15 protein-coding genes are annotated in these 19,003 nt (G+C 43.8%); 4 read left to right on the top strand and 11 right to left on the bottom strand.

All coding sequences use genetic code 11. The features are described 5' to 3' along the window. Positions 1-106: 106 nt before the first annotated feature. On the top strand, positions 107-1,957 hold the full coding sequence (locus tag HMPREF9331_RS07385; RefSeq protein WP_016420369.1) for a M1 family metallopeptidase: 1,851 nt from the start codon (positions 107-109) through the stop codon (positions 1,955-1,957). Positions 1,958-2,053: 96 nt separating this feature from the next. Here the strand turns inward: HMPREF9331_RS07385 and HMPREF9331_RS07380 are convergent, their stop codons facing one another. From HMPREF9331_RS07380 to HMPREF9331_RS07345, 8 genes are all read right to left on the bottom strand, one after another. Then, positions 2,054-2,632, bottom strand: coding sequence for a porin family protein (locus tag HMPREF9331_RS07380; protein ID WP_016420368.1), 579 nt, complete (start codon positions 2,630-2,632; stop codon positions 2,054-2,056). 123 nt (positions 2,633-2,755) lie between these two features. Continuing rightward, positions 2,756-3,337: a porin family protein gene (locus tag HMPREF9331_RS07375; protein ID WP_016420367.1), complete on the bottom strand. Its 582-nt coding sequence runs from the start codon at positions 3,335-3,337 to the stop codon at positions 2,756-2,758. Between the two features lie 123 nt (positions 3,338-3,460). Then, positions 3,461-4,039 (bottom strand): porin family protein, encoded by a 579-nt coding sequence (locus tag HMPREF9331_RS07370; RefSeq protein WP_016420366.1) that lies wholly within the window; start codon positions 4,037-4,039, stop codon positions 3,461-3,463. Between the two features lie 193 nt (positions 4,040-4,232). Continuing rightward, a complete protein-coding gene (gene sov, locus HMPREF9331_RS07365) occupies positions 4,233-11,312 on the bottom strand; it encodes a T9SS outer membrane translocon Sov/SprA (RefSeq protein ID WP_016420365.1) in 7,080 nt (2,359 codons plus the stop codon). A gap of 4 nt (positions 11,313-11,316) precedes the next feature. After that, positions 11,317-11,904, bottom strand: coding sequence for a Holliday junction branch migration protein RuvA (gene ruvA, locus HMPREF9331_RS07360; RefSeq protein WP_016420364.1), 588 nt, complete (start codon positions 11,902-11,904; stop codon positions 11,317-11,319). Positions 11,905-12,322: 418 nt separating this feature from the next. Further along, positions 12,323-12,673, bottom strand: coding sequence for a 4Fe-4S dicluster domain-containing protein (locus tag HMPREF9331_RS07355; protein WP_016420363.1), 351 nt, complete (start codon positions 12,671-12,673; stop codon positions 12,323-12,325). Positions 12,674-13,026: 353 nt separating this feature from the next. Further along, positions 13,027-13,509, bottom strand: a complete 483-nt coding sequence (gene ribH / locus HMPREF9331_RS07350; RefSeq protein ID WP_009642978.1) for a 6,7-dimethyl-8-ribityllumazine synthase — start codon at positions 13,507-13,509, stop codon at positions 13,027-13,029. Between the two features lies 1 nt (position 13,510). Then, positions 13,511-14,326 carry a tetratricopeptide repeat protein gene (locus HMPREF9331_RS07345; protein WP_009642971.1) on the bottom strand — a complete coding sequence of 272 codons (816 nt, stop codon included), beginning with the start codon at positions 14,324-14,326 and terminating at the stop codon, positions 13,511-13,513. Positions 14,327-14,439: 113 nt separating this feature from the next. Between HMPREF9331_RS07345 and recF the strand changes: the two genes are divergently transcribed. The 3 genes from recF to rpmF all read left to right on the top strand — a co-directional run bounded on the left by recF (position 14,440) and on the right by rpmF (position 16,349). Continuing rightward, positions 14,440-15,519 carry a DNA replication/repair protein RecF gene (gene recF, locus HMPREF9331_RS07340; RefSeq protein ID WP_016420362.1) on the top strand — a complete coding sequence of 360 codons (1,080 nt, stop codon included), beginning with the start codon at positions 14,440-14,442 and terminating at the stop codon, positions 15,517-15,519. Between the two features lie 71 nt (positions 15,520-15,590). Then, complete coding sequence (locus HMPREF9331_RS07335) at positions 15,591-16,130, top strand: YceD family protein (RefSeq protein ID WP_009642961.1); 540 nt, start codon at positions 15,591-15,593, stop codon at positions 16,128-16,130. 12 nt (positions 16,131-16,142) lie between these two features. Beyond that, positions 16,143-16,349, top strand: a complete 207-nt coding sequence (gene rpmF / locus HMPREF9331_RS07330) for a 50S ribosomal protein L32 (protein WP_009642973.1) — start codon at positions 16,143-16,145, stop codon at positions 16,347-16,349. 54 nt (positions 16,350-16,403) lie between these two features. On the opposite strand, the gene HMPREF9331_RS12950 is transcribed toward rpmF, so the two are convergent. From HMPREF9331_RS12950 to HMPREF9331_RS07320, 3 genes are all read right to left on the bottom strand, one after another. Next, positions 16,404-16,565 (bottom strand): hypothetical protein, encoded by a 162-nt coding sequence (locus HMPREF9331_RS12950; protein ID WP_155848678.1) that lies wholly within the window; start codon positions 16,563-16,565, stop codon positions 16,404-16,406. Between the two features lie 155 nt (positions 16,566-16,720). Continuing rightward, positions 16,721-17,698, bottom strand: coding sequence for a pyruvate dehydrogenase complex E1 component subunit beta (locus tag HMPREF9331_RS07325; RefSeq protein WP_016420361.1), 978 nt, complete (start codon positions 17,696-17,698; stop codon positions 16,721-16,723). Between the two features lie 108 nt (positions 17,699-17,806). Continuing rightward, positions 17,807-18,934: a DegT/DnrJ/EryC1/StrS family aminotransferase gene (locus tag HMPREF9331_RS07320; RefSeq protein WP_016420360.1), complete on the bottom strand. Its 1,128-nt coding sequence runs from the start codon at positions 18,932-18,934 to the stop codon at positions 17,807-17,809. Between the last annotated feature and the right edge of the window lie 69 nt (positions 18,935-19,003).

Here is a 19,003-nt window from a genome sequence, read left to right as displayed (position 1 = left end):
TAAGGAAAAAAAATCACATATACACCCTTAAGTTTTTTATTTTTCACTTTAAAATGTGCTATAAAATTCGTAACTTTGTGTCCATAATTGCAAAACTGTATAAGTGATGAATTACCAACGCATGCTCTCCCTTGTGGCGCTTTCTTTTGTAGGCACCCTCCAAGGGCAAAACGCTCCCTATTGGCAACAACATGTAGACTACAAAATGGAGGTCAATATGGACGTAAAAAACTACCAATACACGGGAAAACAAGAACTCACCTACACGAACAATTCCCCTGATACGCTCAAGGTGGTTTTCTATCATCTTTTCCTAAATGCTTTCCAACCCGATAGCGAGATGGACGCCCGCCTCAGGACTATCCGCGACCCTGATAGTCGTATGGCTATTAACAAAGGCACTAAGGAAAACCCTCAATATGAAAGCCGTATTGCCTCCCTTAAGCCCGATGAGATTGGTTATCTAAAGGTAAGTAACCTCACTCAAGATGGCTCCCCTGTCAAGTATCACACTGAGGGGACTATTCTAAAGGTAGAACTCAACAAACCTATTGCTCCACACAAAAGCACTACCTTCAAGATGGACTTCGCAGGACAAGCCCCTGTGATGATTCGCCGTACTGGTAGAAACAGCCCCGACGGAGTAGCACTCTCCATGAGCCAATGGTATCCTAAAATAGCCGAATACGACTACCGCGGCTGGGATACTACCGAATATATCGCTCGTGAGTTCTATGGCGTATGGGGTAACTTTGATGTGAAAATTACCCTTGATAAGGACTATATCGTAGGTGGCTCTGGCTACTTGCAGAACAACAATGAGATTGGTTTTGGCTACGAAGATACTGGAGTGAAGGTTCCCAAAGTAAAGGGCAAAACCCGTACTTGGCACTTCTATGCGCCTCAGGTACATGACTTTACTTGGGCAGCTGACCCTCAGTTTATCCATGACAAGCACGATGCTGGCAATGGCATCACCCTACACTTCCTATACAAGAAATACCCCGAAGTGTGGAAGCGTATCCAGCCCGATATGCTCAAGACCTTTGACTTCTATAATAAGTTTGTCGGCAAATATCCTTGGCGCCAGTACTCCTTTATCCAAGGAGGTGATGGAGGTATGGAATACGCCATGTGCACCCTTATAGAAGGAGAAGAGGCATACGAAAGTCTTCTTAGCACTGCCGTACATGAGTTAGGTCACGCTTGGTTCCAGCACATTTTGGCCTCTGACGAGACACACTACCCATGGTTGGACGAAGGCTTCACCTCTTATATTCAGGACTTAGCCTTGAGCCGTATCACTGGAGTGGCACCTTTCACTAGCTTTTATAGGTCTTATGATAGGTATGTCAAGTCTAAGTTTGAAGAAACTCCTACCCATCACTCCGACCGCTTCGATACCAATTATGCTTATTCGATTACCGCTTATGTGAAGGGAGCACTTTTCCTCCGCCAATTGGAGTATATCATAGGAGAAAAGAATGTAGAGAAAACCCTTCAGCTTTATTACAAGAGATTTGCCTTCAAGCACCCACAACCTCATGACTTTATCCGTTGTGCAGAAGAGGTTTCAGGCATGCAATTGGATTGGTACCTCAATGAGTTCATGCAAACCCCTGATCATGTGGATTATGCAGTAGAGAAAGTGGAAGCTAAGGGACAACAAACCCAAATCACTCTACGCCGCGTGGATCGTATGCCCCTCCCTGCCGATGTATTTGTAGTAGATAAGAGCGGTAATACACATTACTATTACATTCCGCTACGTATGCAATTTGGTGAAAAGGAAAATCCTTATAGTTATGAACGCAAAGTGCTTCCTGCTTGGGGTTGGGCTTATCCTACCTATAGCTTTGAGGTAGCTATTCCTTTTGAAAATATACAAAAAGTAGTGATTGACCCCTATAATATCACCACTGATATCAATAGAGACAACAATACTTTCCAACCATAGTAAGGGTATTAGTTTTTATATTACAAAAGAGAAGCCGTTCCTGATTTTTGGAACGGCTTCTTGTATTTCTGCCCCCCTTCGGGGGTCAGGGGGATATTAGAACTTATACCCTACCCCTACTTGGATTACACGGTTGTTAGCATAGTTTTTGGAATCTCCATTTTTTTCCAAATTCGCCAACCCCCAGTTATAAGAGGCTTCAAAGAACAAACCATTGTTTGGCAAGTTGTATTCTACGCCTAAACCAATACCATAATCAAAATGTTTATAATCATCTTTATCTACAGTGGTTATCTCATTTCCTGTTTTTAATTGTTGGCTAAGGATATAACCTGCATAGAGTCCTGCTTTAGGGCGAAAACCAGCAAAGTCGTACTTAAACCATACAGGGAGGTTGAGAGCATGTTGTCTAAGTGCACCATCTCCTTCTTTGGCTTTAGCTCCTTGGTTAGAGTAAGTAAGTCCTGCATCCATAAGGACTACATCGTTAAAGGCAAATTCTGCCAAACCTCCTACATAGAAAGCAGGGCGAATTTTAGATTCTTGCTTTACATCCCCTGATTTAAGAGCTACATCAGCAAGGTTAAGCCCTGCACGAACGCCAAATTTTGTTTGTGCGTTAGCTCCTGCTATGGCAAGGGCTGCAAACGCTACAGTCATTAAAATTTTTTTCATTATTTTAAGTATTATAGGATTTTAGAAATATAGAGTTATTAGCTATATTTCAATCCTTGATTAACTGACACTAATGTCTCAAAAACCATGCCAAAGTCACTTTTCTCTCTTCCCAATAAGGAATTAGAACTTATACCCTACCCCTACTTGAATCACACGATTGTTCTCATAGTTCTTAGCATCTCCATTTTTTTTAAGATTCGCCAAGCCCCAGTTATAAGAGGCTTCAAAGAACAAACCATTGTTAGGGAGGTTATACTCAGCACCTAGACCTATACCATAGTCAAAGTGGTTGTAATCCTCATCTTTTATGGAATAAGAAGAGCTTGTATTACCTTTTAATTCATGATTAAGAATATAACCTGCATAGAGTCCTGCTTTAGGACGGAAACCAGCAAAGTCGTACTTGAACCATACAGGGAGGTTAAGGGTATGGTCTATAACTTTTCCGTCTCCTATTTTTGTCTTATATCCTTGATTAGAGTAGGTAAGACCTGCATCCATAAGGACAACATCATTAAAGGCATACTCTGCCAAGCCACCTACATAAAAAGAAATACGAGGTACTGTTTCCTGCTTGATATCATATTCTTTAACAGCCTGATCCGTGTGGTTAAGCCCTGCACGAACGCCAAATTTTACTTGTGCATTAGCTCCTGCTATGGCAAGGGCTGCAAACACTACAGTTATTAAAATTTTTTTCATCTTTTTAAAGGTTATGGGATTTTAGAAATATAGAGTTATTAGCTATATTTCAATCCTTGATTAACTGACACTAATGTTTCAAAAAACATGCCAAAGTCACTTTTCTCTCTTCCCAATAAGGAATTAGAACTTATACCCTACCCCTACTTGAATTACACGATTGTTAATGTAATTTTTAGCGTCTCCATTCTTTCGGAGATTCGCCAAGCCCCAGTTATAAGAGGCTTCAAAGAACAAACCATTGTTAGGCAAGTTGTATTCTGCTCCTAAGCTGATACCATAGTCAAAGTAGTTGTAAGCACCTCTATCTCTTATTACTGTCCTACCTCCCCATTCTGCTTTACGCTCAACAATATAACCTGCATAGAGTCCTGCTTTAGGACGGAAGCCTGCAAAATCATACTTAACCCATATAGGAAGGTTAAGGGTGTATTGCATATCCTTATCGTTACCTTCTTTAGCCTTATACCCTTGGTTAGAATAAGTAAGACCTGCCTCCATAAGAACGACATCGTTAAAGGCAAATTCTGCCAAACCTCCCACATAGAAAGAAGGACGAATTTTTGTCTCATCTTTTACACCATCTGTTTTAGAAGCTACATCAGCAAGGTTAAGCCCTGCACGAACGCCAAATTTTACTTGTGCGTTAGCGCCTGCTATGGTAAGAGCAGCAAACGCTATAGTCATTAATATTTTTTTCATTTTTTTAAGTATTATAGTATTTTAAAAATATAAGGTTAATACCATTAATGCAAATCAATAGTTAAAATACTATTCACTAACTATCTAAGACGCAATAAATTGCGTCTTAACGAATTAGATTATACAAATATTTTTCAACTATTGATTTGCATTTATCATTAGTCACTTGTCATTTGTCACTCGTCACTTGTCACTAATTAAACGTATATCTCACTGTAATTCCCGTACGTATGGTCGTCATTGGGAAAGAGGTAGAGATGGCGTATTTAGAGAAGGAATAATCAAAATAGAAGATTCCTGACAGGTTCTTAGAGAACGAGTAATCTGCCGTGAAACGACCTAGCCAAGAGGTTTGCCCGTTGGTTACTTGGTTATCATTGAGTTCCATATTGCGGATCACGGTAAAGTCACGACGTAGGGCAATATCGGCCTTGAGGTTCAGGTCACTCTTGATAATCACATCGTGCCCATTGAAGCGGGAGGCAAAGCTGATATCCTTGATACGATAACCCAAGCCCAATCGGTATTCTCGGCGCATAAGCTCGGTGAGATAGTTGTTATCCAAGCTGATAGAGATGGTACGGTCGCGACGTATTTCTCCCATTACACTCAGAGAGTTCTGCAATTCGGCATCTATACGAATCAGCGGAGAGAACTGCTCTACGAGGTTCACATTGGTAAAGAGCTTTTCGTTGCGGAAATTACCTCCTTGGTCTAACTGGTCTGGATTCTTGACATATTCCAGATTGGTACGGAAATCACTCAAGGCATAGCTGGCACGATAGCCATGGGTGAGGGAGAAGCGGCGGAAAGTATTCTTGAAGCTCTCAAGGCGCATCAGTCCTGAATAACGCACTGTCCAAGCAGGAATTGGGAAGCTGCGGAAAGCACCCAAGGTTACCCCTTCGGCATCTCGCCCGGTATAAGCGGCATAGAAAGCAGGCATCAGCACTGCTTGGTTGTTCTTGCCATAGCCCTTAGGAAAGCCATCGGCATCAAGGTTGTTAGGGTCAGAAAGGTTGATACCTCGCTGTGCGGCTAAGCGCCTTGCAATGACGATTCTATTATCCTTGAACTTCTCAAAGGCCTTAGAGCTATACTCATCCGATGCCATGAAAGAGGTCAATATCATATTATCGGAGATCATAAAGTTCCCCGTAGTATTGCCTATTAGCGGATTATAATACCCTGGTACGGCATTGAAGGTCTCTTCAAAGTTGTCTATATACTCACGATCGGCCTTCAGGTCTATTTGCAAATCATTGGCGGGCTGCAAACTGGCCGTTAGGTTAAGGGTCTTGTTGGTAGAGCGGATAAACTGTTCGTTGAAATCATCAAAACGAGTGAGCCAACCGCGACGACCTGCTTCGTAGCGAATGTCATCTTGCCAACCGAAAACAAACGGCAACGAAGGTTGGGAGGTACCAAAGAAGCCTACCTGTGGCAAATACCCTGGGAGCATAGAGCCGTTAGTCTCGGTATAGCTTACCCCAATACGCTTGATCATGGTAGCCAAGCGCAAGAGGTGATCCTTACCGGTAGATTTCTGGCCAAGTCCCTTGTTCTTCACTCCTAAAGAGGAATAGAAGCGGTCAAAAGTCATATTGGCCGTTAGGTTGTGGGTATTGGCATTCTGTACTTTATTGATCTGATGTCCCGCCACTTGGGTCAAGGCCTCAGAGCCTCGTTGCCAATCAAAGTCTCCTGTATAAGAATAGGAGGCCTTAACAAAAGATAAGTAAGGTAGCTTATCCAACGGCAATTCGTAATTGACCTTGAAAGCCGACATGAAGTGGTTCGGTGTTCCCTGATTCCAGAAGTCATGCCATAGGGTGAGTTCCTTGTTCAGCTCTCGCTCACCTATATTATTATAGCGGTAATAATTACGTACTATATTGCTATTGGTAGCATCATAGCTTACCTTGAGTGACTTGGTCAGTGAATAGTTGATACCATATTGCCAATCAAATAGGTAGTTGCGCTGTTGCAACTCAGGAAGCGGCACCTGATTATCAGGATTCACGCCTAGTGGATACACCTCACGGAAACGCTGACGTGCAAAGGCACGAGTAATGGTAGGCCCTATATAGATATTATTCGGCAAGAAATTGAAATTCACCTCCGATAGCCACTTGAGGTACTTGCTGGCGCTTACCTGCTGGTTGCCTTTGAAGGGTTCCCATTTCTTCTGTTCGAAGGCATGGGCATAGAGCGCCCCTGTACGTACATTTTGTTCTCTTTGGCTTTCTATCTCAAAATCATGGTGATCCATTTGGTTATAGGCATAGTTAAGCGTAAAGTTCTCTATGGAATACACTTTGGCCTTTTCGCCTTCACCGAGGTTCTTCTTCACCCCGATAAGGCTGATACCACGCCTTAGGGTATAGTCCTCGGCTTGTTCTTTGATAAGATCTTTTTGAGCTTGGGTCTGTGCGGCAGCTATGCGGTCTTTGAGCTTGATATCCTCATACTGAGGATCATACTCAGGAGTAGCCACAGAGGAAGAACGGTTAAGCCCTACAGGCATCTGTACATTCCACTTCTTAGGGAAGAGCTTACCTGCATTGATATTCATCATAGCATCAAGCTGTTTTACTTCCTCACGGCTGCGCTCATTAGGCTTCTGCTCTACAGTACCAAAGCCTACAGTACTGATTTTCCCCGTAACAGACATATCCATAAAGTCGGCTGCATTGAGATCCACAGCGGCAATACCTGCCCAACCGCCTTTGTTCTCGAGCTCGGCCATACGTAATTCATTGAACCATACTTCTCCACAGACGTGGTTGCTCGTTGCGTTCTTAATCCCTACCATGATGATTTGCACATCGGCCAAGGAGGGATTCCCCTTGATCGCATAGCGGTTTTGCCCCATTACATGAGGAGTGGTCGTAGGTGAGGCGATATGGTTCAGTGCCGCATCATAATAAGTAAGGTTGGCCAAGTTACCGCTATTGATACCTTTAGCCTTCATCTGGGTGAGGGCATCCATAGGAATATCAAAGCTATTGGCAGCAGGCCATATACCTTCGGCCAAGTAGGCTCCTGCGGGGGTTACCTGCAATGGTAATTCCACCTGATAGAAGTTTTCCGATAGGTCTGAACCCAAGCGAACGAAAGCCACCAACTCGCCATCGGCAAGGGGTTGGTTCTTATAGCGCTCGGCATGGACAAACATTTTGATACGCTTGTACTGGCGCAAGTCGGCATGGAGGTTCTTATACACTCCACGAGCATCGCGTGGCGATAAGTCACATACGGTATAGGAAAGTGATTGCTCGTTTTGGCTGACAATCGTATTGTTCTGGTTGATTTGCTCGCGATATACCCCAGGAGGCATACGGTAAGGTATCGGCTGACGAGTACCATTCTCTATGAGATTCACCGAACCTATTTCAGTGCTGGCACCAGCATCAGGAGCCGAAAGGTCGTCCTTGAGCGATTTGGTATAGTGTCGCCAGTCGCCTCTCACCAAGTCCAAAGTACCAAAGCGGAGTACTACATCGGAGGCAAAGCCTGTGAGGTACATACGGATATGGGTTACTGAGCGTAAGTCTCCCCCGCCACCATACTCACGGCGATTGGCGTCCTTGATAGGAATCTTATATTGTATCCATCGGGCAAAAACAGGCTGACCATCAGGGGTTTCTGCATATACTTCCTTGATATCACTCACATAGCGGTCTGTACGCTGTACATTGCCATGGATAGGCACGCGGTACTCATAATAGCTATTGACAGTACTCATGGTGTTATCCTTGTTCACGTCCTCCGTATCTGGGTTGAGGGAGGCAGCTTGGCTATTGCCAGCCACTGGGGAGTTGCCTTGTGTACCATTATAATTATAGTATCGGTTAAGCACCCCACCTGAGCGGGAAAGATAATACTCATAGTTATCCAAGGCTGGGTCAGTAGGCGAATCCACCAAGTTATTGGCATAGATGGCGCGTTCCTGCTCATCGGTAAGTCCGTCCAAACCTATATCCTGCAAGGCGCGGTTTTCTTGGTTGCTATCAAAAGCATAAAGCAATGACTGGGATACAGGTGTTTTCCCCCAAGCGGTAGTATAGGTAGGTGACTGTATAGAGAGCCCTGGCAAACCATTCTCATACTGCTTGCGGCCGTCCTTGAGGATATCCTCGGAGATATTTCCTAAGTCAAACACCAATTCTCCTGAAGCAGAAGGGGTAAACTCGCCTGAGGTATAAGGGTCTAGCACCCAGAATTGTATATATTCTATATTATTCTCTTCAAAGTTGGTAGCCGAGATACCACGCATGATACCTCCCCACTTGTCAGAGGCCGCTAGGCTGCTCATCGCTTGTGGGTTGTTGTTGTAAGAGCCTTTGGCATTGGGGTAGTAGGCCAAGTCCAAAGTGTTCTGTACCAGCAAGTCTCCCTGAGCCAATTCTCGCTCTGGGAAGATTTCCTTAACATAGACACGGCGGGTGCTGTTCTTAGAAATCTCCGAAGCATTCACATCGCCTGGCTTGTTGTTGCCGTAGAAAACAGGGTCTATACTATACCAAGCCAACTTAGCGCGTCCGTAGCCGTTCTTAAGGTTGTCCACATCTTCAGGGGCATTCCCATAGAGGGTCTGGTTCGGGTAGCTGCCTTGACCAAACCTCAGTGGCGTGCTGGCCAATGACCACGAACGCATACCGCGAATATCCACTGTAGTCTGAGCGGCCTCAAAGTCGTCTAAGTAAGCCGTTGCCTCTCCATCAAAGTCGGAACTGCGAGGGCTGCTAGGGTGCAAGAAGGCCATCTCTCCACGAACGGAGAGGTTGGAAGCCACATCGCTCTGCAAGGAGGGTACCTTATTGAGCAAGCGAGTAAGGAAAGGCAGTTCCGTAGAATAGCTTCCTCCAAAACCAAAAATGGTGTTATTCACTGGCTCCTGTCCATAATTGGCCTTGCGGGTGTAGGGGCGCTCGTGCATGTTGATCAGCGAGGTTCCCACTACAAACTTATCACTGAACTTATGCTCCACATTCACTCCCATAAAGCGGCGACTCTGTCCGCCGAAGATAAGATTATTCTCCACTGATACCTGTATCGGTAAGTTAGAGTTTTCTATCGTTGGGTCTATGATCTGTACAGTACCTTGTTGGTAATTAACGGTATAGTCTATACCCTCCTGTAGGATACGCCCACCCACGGTTACACGTACCGAACCACGAGGGACATTGTAGGCACCCAAGGAAATACCACGGCCTCCCTTGGACTTATAGCGTCCCTTAAGAGTAAATTTGTTGCGCTCGGCATCCTCCAAGGCCTTAGCCTTTATATCGGTATAGAGGGAACGGAACACATATTTCTTTTGGTTGGCATTCCATGCGGTAGAAGTAGACTGATAGGCAGTAGGGTCATTATAGCGACTGCCCCCGCCCAATTTGTCATAGAGATATTTCCCGAAAGGCTCTACCTTGGTGAAGATGATTTTCCCATATTCGGGGTCTATGGTGATACCATCGACAAAGTCAAAGAAACCATCTCCCCCATTTTCAGGGTCATTGTAAGCATTGAGCCTATCAAAGTTAAAGAGTTGAAGTAGTATCTTGCGGGTGAGCTCTCTGTTCCAAGTAGCTTCATCTACAGGGGCTATGTAGTTCACTGGCGAAGGGTCATTGTAGAAGATGTTCATGCGGAAGTTATCAGGGTTGATCTGCACCGCATTGAGCGAATATACGTTTTTCATCATCAGGTTCCAGATAGGATCACCTGTAACCAAACGATTACTCTTGAGCATCTTCAGCACCAAACAGTTATTGGTGATCTTGTTCTGCCCCGCTATATAAGCATTGGTTGTAGCCGAGATCCCATCGTTGGCAAACTCCCCTACCTGATATACATTTCCTTCGTAGGTGTATTGGTAGGCAACAGCCAATATTTCATCGTTATTAAGTCGCTGACTCAGAGAGATATACCCCAATTGCTTATTAACCTTGAAGTCGCGACCTTCTTCCAATTTCTGAGCATTTTCCAAAACCGCATAGTCAAAGCCCTCATTGACCAAGGACGACATAGTGCCAAATCCCGAACGAATAGTCGCTACATCGCGAATCTCCTTGGTAAGTACTGATTGAGGAGAGTCTATACGAGTAGGGTCGTACTTATTGGCCTCATTGGTAGGCCTATCCCCTATGGAACCACGGAAGAAACCTACAGGCGCATTGCCCGCTATACGGGTATTCTCTGCCTTGGCTTCCCCTAAGTCCTGCAAAGCTACTATGTTACGAATGTTAGAGGTACGATTGGAGCGGTTGGTTGCCCATACCTCCACACGTACGATTTGCACCTTGCTACGTATATAAGGATAGTTCTCCAAAGCACGGTCATACTGGTCTCTGAAGAACTGGGAAAGGAAGTAGTTGCGATTCTCATCATAGTCAAGCGCACGGATTTCAAAATCCTGCATAGTACCGCCCCCTTGAGCTGTAACTGTCTGGGACTGAGAGCGCTGTTCGGAAAACACCCCTGTTATGGTAGTACGGCCAAACTGGAGTTCGGTCTTCACCCCAAAGAGGCTCTGCGCTCCTGTGATAAGGGAGCTATTCAGTGGCAAACTCACATTCCCCAGTTCCACCTTGCGTACTATATCGTCCTCATTGGGCGTATATTCCAGCTTGAAGACATTCTGAAAGTCAAATGTCGCTTGGGTGTCATACATCGCATTGATAGAGAGGCGGGTACCTACCTTCCCTTGTATGCCCAAGCTGATACGCTGGTCAAAATCAATCCCATAGGAACTGCGATATTCAGGACTTATAGAAGGGTTATCGTTCTTGGTATAGCGCAAACCCAAATCAAAGGCAACATTCCCCTGCGGGATAATATCTATATTATTCCCCCCGAAGATAGATTCGAAAAGCTCCGACTTCACATAGAACTCAGGGAGCAAATCCCGCTGGGCATTATTGGGTGTTTGTCCTTGAGCGGTAGGCTGCATAGCCCTACTTTTCTCCCTGAAATACAAGCCCATACGCTCACGCATCACAAGGCTCTCGTACTCTTGGGGTGTTAGGAAAATAGGGGTAGAGATGTCATACTCCCCTACCTTCTCGCTATACACATATTTGTCCAAAGCCGCATTGTACTTATACTTGCGAGAGATTCTGTCGGAATCCTTCAATAACAAACGGCGCAGGGAGCGACTGGTTTTGATCGTATCCTTTTTCTTTTCTGTGGTATCTTTCTCTTGAGCAAAAGCCTCAAAAGCATGAAGCATGAAGAAAAAGAAAAATAACTTTATAAATAATTTCCCGTTCATCTTGTTACAATTGTTTTAAGGCTTGTTTGATAAGCTGTTCTACAGAAAGTTCTTCGCTGGATTGTGAGAGGATTTTTCCTACTACCCCTTCGGCTGTTTTTCTTGGATAGCCCAATACTTCCAAGGCTGCCAAAGCCTCTTCCTTATGGGGTTGTCCCTGTGGTAATGTAGGTAAGGAGGGATCTTCAGAAAGCTTGAGTACCTTCTCCCTGAGATCCAATATAATACGTTGTGCCGTCTTAGCCCCTATCCCCTTAGCCGACTGTATAGTGCGCACCTCATTGTTGATAATGGCACTGCGCAACTGTGTAGGCGAAAGCGAAGAGAGCATCACCCGTGCCGTAGCAGCTCCCACCCCCGATACGGAGATAAGCAGGGTAAAAAGTTCCCTCTCACTCTTGTCAAAGAAGCCAAAAAGAGTATGAGCATCTTCCTTCACCTGTAGGTAGGTATACACCTTAACCCGCTCCGAATCAGGAAGTTGCGAGAAAGTATTCAAAGAAATGTTCACCCAGTAGCCCACGCCATTACAGTCTATGACTATATAAGTAGGCGTTTTCTCCACCAAGCGACCTTCAAGGTGTGTTATCATAGTTTTTTTGCGTTGTTTATTTCTCTGCGTTTAGCAAGCAATATTCGTCATTTTTCTTGAGACTAAGAATAGTTTTAGGAAAAAAATAACAAGATAATGATTAATGCCAGCAATGATTAATGATTAATTTAAGTTTCGCAAGCTCTGTAACTCACTGATTTTCAAAACCTCCCCCCTACCCCCCTCCAAAGGGGGATTTACTAAACAGTGGATTTTCAGAGAGTTAGACAATAGAAAACTCTTCATTTTGACTAACAAATTTATCCTTTTCCAACGTGCTTACTCCCCCTTTGGAGGGGGCGGGGGGAGGTTTGTTCTGTTGAATATTGATTTACAATTAATTACAAAACTAATTATAATTCAAAAATAACTTGCGAAACTTAAGTCATTAACCATTATTGGCATTAATCATTAACCATTATTCATTATGTAAAAACGCTTTTTTCTGCAAGAGTTCTTCCTCGGTTTCTTTATAGTTTTCGTCGGGAATACAGCAATCCACAGGGCATACGGCGGCACACTGTGGTTCCTCGTGGAAGCCCAAGCATTCGGTACATTTGTCGGGGACTATATAGTAATAGTCATCGCTAATGGGTTTTTGCACCTCATCGGCATTGACATGTTTTCCATTAGGCAGGACGATATTCCCTCTAAGGGTCGTCCCATCGCTATAGCGCCAGTCATCAGCGCCCTCGTATATAGCATTGTTAGGGCATTCAGGTTCGCAAGCCCCACAATTGATACAGTTATCAGTAATAATAATAGCCATTTTTTTATTTTTTAGTAATAAATTAATGTTCAATCATTCTCCCCCTCTTTTTCTATATCTATGATGGAAACCTCCCCAAGGGGGCAGAGGGAAGTTCCCTATCCAAAAAAATCACAAGAGCAAGACGCCCTTACCTTTTTCAGGGGCAAAGATACGATTTTTCTATGAGTTTTGAATTTTGAGTTTTGAATTTTAAGTGAATCTCCATTAGTCACTTGTCACTCGTCATTAGTCACTCGTCATTAGTCACTCGTCATTAGTCACTTGTCATTGGTCATTGGTCATTAAAAAAGTGGGTTACAGGATTCAGTTAAAACCCTATAACCCTTTTTTTATCTATAACCCTTTATCCTTTATTTCTCTAAATCAATCATTTGGATAGCTGTAATAGCGGCTTCTATGCCTTTATTGCCATGCTTGCCGCCACTTCTGTCTATGGATTGTTGCAGCGTATTATCGGTCAGCAAGCAAAAAATCACAGGAACAGGTTGGGTAGCATTCAGGTAAGCGATCCCTTGAGTCACCCCTTGGCAGACGAAGTCAAAGTGCTTGGTCTCCCCTTGTATCACACAGCCTATAACAATGACAGCATCTACACTTTTGCTAAGGAGCATACGCTTAGCACCATTGACCAGTTCAAAGGCGCCTGGCACCTGCCACTGAAGGATATCCTCTGGCAATATACCACAATCCAAGAGGGTCTCTACGGCTCCCTTGCGCATGTTTTCGGTAATCTCTCCATTCCATCGAGAGGTGATAACCCCGATAGATTTGCCCTTCACCTGTGGAAGAGCAGCCTTATCATAGGTAGATAAGTTCTTGTTCTCTGTCGCCATATTATAGGTTCGTAAGTGCCTCTACTTGGCTGATTTGCACATCTACAGAAGCTGCCTCTTCAGAGTTAGGATAATCAGTCTTGATGCGTTCCAAATAGGTTAAGGCCTCTTTGTAGTTCTTTTGATCTTGCGCCACTTGTGCTGCCTTACTTAGATAGATAGGTGCCGTAAGGGCATTATCGCTCTTATCTATTGCCTTTTTATAATAATCCATAGCATCTTTAGGTTGGTTAAGAGCTACAAAAGCATCTCCTATATTACCCAAAGCCAAAGCACTAAGGATCGGATCGGAAGAGGAGAACTTGTCCAAATGGGTTACCGCTTCCTTATATTTGTTCAGTTGCAGATAAGCCATACCTGCTGCATAGTTAGCCACATTGCCCGCTTTGCTAGAGCCATGATCCTTGATAATCTTCAAAAAGCCTGCATGGGTCTTATCTCCATTGAGCGAAAGGGTAAAGAGAGAATCACGGGTAGCAGTGGTATTGGCATCAAGCGCCTGGTTGAATACACTCTGAGCAAAAGAGAGTTGTTCGGAGATTTCTCGCTCGCGAGGTTCGCTTACAAACTGTTTGTAAAACATATAACCTAACCCCACTACCACTACAGCAACGATTGTAAAGAGAATGGTACGCTGATGCTGGATCACCCATGCCTCAGTCTTGCCTGCCTTTTCGTCTAAGGTATCGAAGACCTCCGCAGTGGTACTTTCATGTGATAATTGTTCGCTACTAACCTCATTAGCAGCCTCTTCCTGTTGTCTTTCTTTCTTTGTTTGTCGGCCTGGACGATAGTTATTCTTCTTGTAAACTGACATAAAATTTTTGCATTAAAAAGATTTTGCAAAAATAAAATTTTTATTTGTAATAGAGGGTGTTTTTCTCAAGAATTTTTAATAATTTGCGCATGTTTTTGTAAGCCCCTTTTTTGATGTACCTAAAACGACTTTACATACTGAATTTCAAAAACATAGAAAGCAAAGAGTTCTCTTTTTCTCCTCAGCTAAATTGCTTTGTGGGCGACAATGGAATCGGAAAAACCAATTCTTTGGACGCAATTTACCACTTAGGAATGACCAAAAGCTACTTTTCTTCGAGCACTTTACACAACATTCGCTTAGGAGAAGATTTTTATCTGATAGAGGGTACTTTCCTTAGAGAGGGACGAGAGGAACAAGTGGTCTGTAGCGTCAAGAAAGGACAGAAAAAAGTGGTCAAGCGCAACGGCAAGCTCTATGACAGACTCTCCGAGCATATCGGCACGTTCCCTATCGTGATGGTCTCCCCTTCTGACCGTGACCTCATTCACGAGGGCAGCGAAGCCAGGCGCAAGTTCCTCGATGGCATGCTCTCTCAGGTACGACCCCTCTATCTGCAAACCCTACTGAGATACAACCAAGCCCTCACCCAGCGCAATAGCCTGCTTAAGCTCATGCACGAACGGGCATATTTTGACCCCGATACCGTAGCCATCTACGATGACCAACTCTCTCTATATGGCCAAGAACTCTTCAAGGAACGCAAGGCTTTTTTAGAGGAATTCCTCCCTATTTTCCAAAAGCAATACCAGAGCATCTCCCAAGGGAAAGAACAAGTAAGCGTTAGCTATCTTAGCCCGCTGGAGGGGCAGGATTTCAAGCAGTTACTCTCTCAGAGTATCTCCCAAGACAGGGCTGCCCAATACACTACTATTGGGGTACATAAGGACGATTTGGTCTTTACCATAGAGGAACAGCCCGTTAAGAAATTCGCCAGCCAAGGCCAACAGAAATCTTTCCTTATCGCCCTGAAGTTTGCCCAATTCCTTAGTATCTATGAGCATACCAAGGTCGCTCCTATACTGCTATTGGACGATATTTTTGACAAACTTGATAGCAAGCGTGTAGGACAGCTCCTTCGAATGGTTACCCTCCCTCCCTTCTCTCAGGTGTTTCTCAGCGATACCGACAAGGAGCGCACCGAACAGATGGTCAAGGAGATTACCACAGAATATCAGATTTTTACACTCTAAAAATTTATCCACAATTATTTTTGGATAATTAAAAAAATTCCTATCTTTGCACCCTCAAACTGCATATAAGAATGAAAGATAAAAAACGCGACTTAAAAGCGTATGATATTCACTTTGCAGGACTAAAAGATGGAGAACATCTCTTTGAATATCAGATAGATAACCACTTTTTTGAGTTGTTTGACTATCATGAGTTCAACCAGGTGAACCAGAGAGTAAGTGTACACTTAAAGAAGAAAAGTACCCTCTTGGAACTACACTTCTTAAGCCAAGGCACTGTTAATGTCAATTGTGACATCACTGATGAGCCTTTTGACCTCCCTACTGAGGGTGCTTTAGACTTAGTGGTGAAGTTTGGGGATAGCTACAATGATGATAATGATGAGTTGCTTATCCTTCCCCAAGGCGAACACACCCTTTCGGTAGCCCAGTACATCTATGAAATGATTGTGCTCTCGGTACCTGCCAAGCGTATCAATTCGCAGGCTGAGAACCTCGCCGAAGTGTTAGACACCATAGATGCTTTTAGCCCCAAAGAGCTTGAAGAAGCAGCAGATGATTCCCAGACAGACCCACGCTGGGACGAATTAAAAAAATTGTTGAACAAATAAAAAAATAAGAAAATGGCACATCCCAAACGAAGACAATCCTCTACCCGAAGAGACAAAAGAAGAACTCATGACACAGCTGTAGTTCCTCAAATAGCTAAGGACCCAACAACTGGCGAACTACACCTTTACCACAGAGCACACTGGTTTGAAGGCAAGCTCTACTATCGTGGCCAAGTCCTTATAGACGCTACCGCTGGCAACGAAGCTGCTGCAAGCTAAAAATATAAGTAAAAGATAAAAGGTAAAAAGTAAAACAATACTTTTTACCTTTTTTTATTCTTCAAAAGAATCAAATCCTACCAATACGCAATACATCTCCACATTAAGAAAATAACACATCTCCACATTAAGAAAATAACACATCTCCACATTAAGAAAATAACACATCTCCACATTAAGAGACAATACACCTCCCCACATTAAGAGTCTGTACATTTCTATATTAATACGCAATAAATTGCGTCTCTACACAAGCGCCAGCCAAGACAATTCCTTCTTTAGCATAGTCTTCCGTAGAGACGCAATTTATTGCGTCTTATCGTTTATCACTAATCACTAGTCATTTGTCACTAGTCACTAGTCGTTTGTCACTATTTATAAAGTACCTTCTTCACTGCTTTGATTACGTCCTGAGCGTTAGGCAACCATTCTTGTAGAAGGGCTGGTGAATAAGGAGCAGGGGTATCAGCAGTAGTGATACGTTGGATAGGTGCATCTAAGTAGTCAAAGATATGTTCTTGTACTTGGTAAGTAATTTCAGAAGATACACAGCCAAAAGGCCATGCTTCTTCAAGGATTACCAAGCGGTTGGTTTTCTTCACTGAAGCAAAGATAGTCTCCCAGTCCATAGGACGAATGGTACGAATATCTATAATCTCACACTCTATACCTTCCTTAGCAAGCGCATCGGCAGCAGCGAAAGCCTCTTTGATAATCTTTCCGAAAGAAACAATAGTTACATCTTTCCCAGCACGCTTAACATCGGCTACGCCTAGTGGAATGGTATATTCCTCTTCTGGCACTTCACCTTTGTCCCCGTACATCTGTTCGGATTCCATGAAGATTACAGGGTCATTATCACGAATGGCTGATTTGAGCAAGCCTTTGGCATCATAAGGCGTAGAAGGTACTACCACTTTAAGACCTGGACAGTTAGCAAACCAATTCTCAAAAGCCTGTGAGTGCGTAGCTCCCAATTGTCCAGCAGAGGCAGTAGGCCCACGGAATACAATAGGAATATTGATCTGTCCGCCTGACATTTGGCGCATCTTAGCTGCATTGGAGATGATTTGGTCCATGGCAACCAAGGAGAAGTTAAAGGTCATGTACTCAATGATAGGACGGCAACCATTCATAGCCGAACCTACTCCGATCCCAGAGAAACCACTCTCTGCAATAGGTGTATCTATGATTCGCTTAGGGCCGAACTCGTCCAACATTCCCTTGGAGGCTTTGTAGGCACCATTGTACTCGGCTACCTCTTCTCCCATCAAATAAATAGAAGGATCACGACGCATTTCTTCACTCATCGCTTCGCAAACAGCTTCTCTGAATTGTATTGTTCTCATTACTTTTATTTTTAGTTCTTAGCAATTAGTGGTTAGTGGTTAGCCACTATTCACTTTTCACTATTCTTTCTTCTGTTAACTAGCTGCAAAATTACGTATTTTTTTACTTTATACAAAATCAATAATCAACTTTGTGATAAAATTTATTTGTTCTTCGTCCAATTCCGTGTGCATAGGCAAGGAAAGTACTTCCTGTACTAGGAGATTGGTCACGGGAAAGTCTGCCTCCTTATAGCGAGGATCTGTATAGGCTTTTTGCTGATGCAGTGGTATAGGATAGTAAATTCCAAAAGGTACACCATGGGCAGATAAGTGCTCAGCTAAGGCATCACGCTTACCATTGGTAATACGTATGGTGTATTGGTGAAACACATGGGCAGTATCCCCTTCGGGAATCTCTGGAGTGATGATATTGGGGTTGGCTGCCAACCTTTCAGAATACATACGGGCAAAGCTACGGCGCTTCTTATTATAGGTATCTAGGTGAGGCAGTTTGGCTCGCAATACACATGCTTGCAAGGAGTCCAAACGAGAATTGACCCCTACCACATCGTGGTGATAACGCACGTACATACCATGATTTACAATACCTCGCAGGGTATGCGCCAGCGCATCATCATTGGTAAAGATAGCCCCGCCATCGCCATAGCAACCCAAGTTCTTGGAGGGGAAGAAACTTGTAGCCCCTACCTGCCCTATAGTACCGAGCTTCTGTTTGTGGCCATCACTCCAAGTGTAGTCCGCCCCTATACCTTGTGCATTGTCCTCTATCACAAAGAGGTTATGCTCTTTAGCTATCTGCATAATCACCTCCATATTGGCAGGGCGACCATATAGGTGCACAGGAACGATGGCTTTGGTTTTAGGAGTAATCGCTTTCTTAATAGCCTCTATATCTATATTGAACGTATTGGGTTCCACATCTACCAGTACAGGCGTAAGCCCTAGAAGAGCTATCACCTCCACAGTAGCGGCAAAAGTAAAGTCGGCTGTGATGACTTCATCACCAGGTTTAAGGCCTAAGCCCATCATAGCTATCTGGAGAGCATCAGTACCATTGGCGCAAGGAATCACATGTTTTACCTGTAAGTATTGTTCCAATTCCTTCTGTAGCGCTTGCACCTGAGGGCCATTGATAAAGGCCGCACTGGAGAGCACCTCATCAAAGGATTGCTGTATTTGTGCTTTCAAGGGTTCATATTGCCCTTGCAAATCTACCATTTGAATTTTCTTCATGGTCTTGGTTGTTTATCGCCCGCAAAGATACGAAATAATGATTAATGTATGAAATTAATGATTAATTTT

It is taken from the genome of Capnocytophaga granulosa ATCC 51502 (genome assembly GCF_000411115.1).
Lineage (GTDB): Bacteria > Bacteroidota > Bacteroidia > Flavobacteriales > Flavobacteriaceae > Capnocytophaga > Capnocytophaga granulosa.
The sequence above is the reverse complement of the archived record's forward strand: the minus strand, read 5'-3'. Positions and strand labels throughout refer to the sequence as shown.

Coding starts and splice junctions, on each gene's coding strand:
- HMPREF9331_RS07385 (WP_016420369.1), top strand. CDS start 107: ATGAATTACCAACGCATGCTCTCCCTTGTGGCGCTTTCTTTTGTAGGC.
- HMPREF9331_RS07380 (WP_016420368.1), bottom strand. CDS start 2,632: ATGAAAAAAATTTTAATGACTGTAGCGTTTGCAGCCCTTGCCATAGCA.
- HMPREF9331_RS07375 (WP_016420367.1), bottom strand. CDS start 3,337: ATGAAAAAAATTTTAATAACTGTAGTGTTTGCAGCCCTTGCCATAGCA.
- HMPREF9331_RS07370 (WP_016420366.1), bottom strand. CDS start 4,039: ATGAAAAAAATATTAATGACTATAGCGTTTGCTGCTCTTACCATAGCA.
- sov (WP_016420365.1), bottom strand. CDS start 11,312: ATGAACGGGAAATTATTTATAAAGTTATTTTTCTTTTTCTTCATGCTT.
- ruvA (WP_016420364.1), bottom strand. CDS start 11,904: ATGATAACACACCTTGAAGGTCGCTTGGTGGAGAAAACGCCTACTTAT.
- HMPREF9331_RS07355 (WP_016420363.1), bottom strand. CDS start 12,673: ATGGCTATTATTATTACTGATAACTGTATCAATTGTGGGGCTTGCGAA.
- ribH (WP_009642978.1), bottom strand. CDS start 13,509: ATGGCGACAGAGAACAAGAACTTATCTACCTATGATAAGGCTGCTCTT.
- HMPREF9331_RS07345 (WP_009642971.1), bottom strand. CDS start 14,326: ATGTCAGTTTACAAGAAGAATAACTATCGTCCAGGCCGACAAACAAAG.
- recF (WP_016420362.1), top strand. CDS start 14,440: ATGTACCTAAAACGACTTTACATACTGAATTTCAAAAACATAGAAAGC.
- HMPREF9331_RS07335 (WP_009642961.1), top strand. CDS start 15,591: ATGAAAGATAAAAAACGCGACTTAAAAGCGTATGATATTCACTTTGCA.
- rpmF (WP_009642973.1), top strand. CDS start 16,143: ATGGCACATCCCAAACGAAGACAATCCTCTACCCGAAGAGACAAAAGA.
- HMPREF9331_RS12950 (WP_155848678.1), bottom strand. CDS start 16,565: ATGTACAGACTCTTAATGTGGGGAGGTGTATTGTCTCTTAATGTGGAG.
- HMPREF9331_RS07325 (WP_016420361.1), bottom strand. CDS start 17,698: ATGAGAACAATACAATTCAGAGAAGCTGTTTGCGAAGCGATGAGTGAA.
- HMPREF9331_RS07320 (WP_016420360.1), bottom strand. CDS start 18,934: ATGAAGAAAATTCAAATGGTAGATTTGCAAGGGCAATATGAACCCTTG.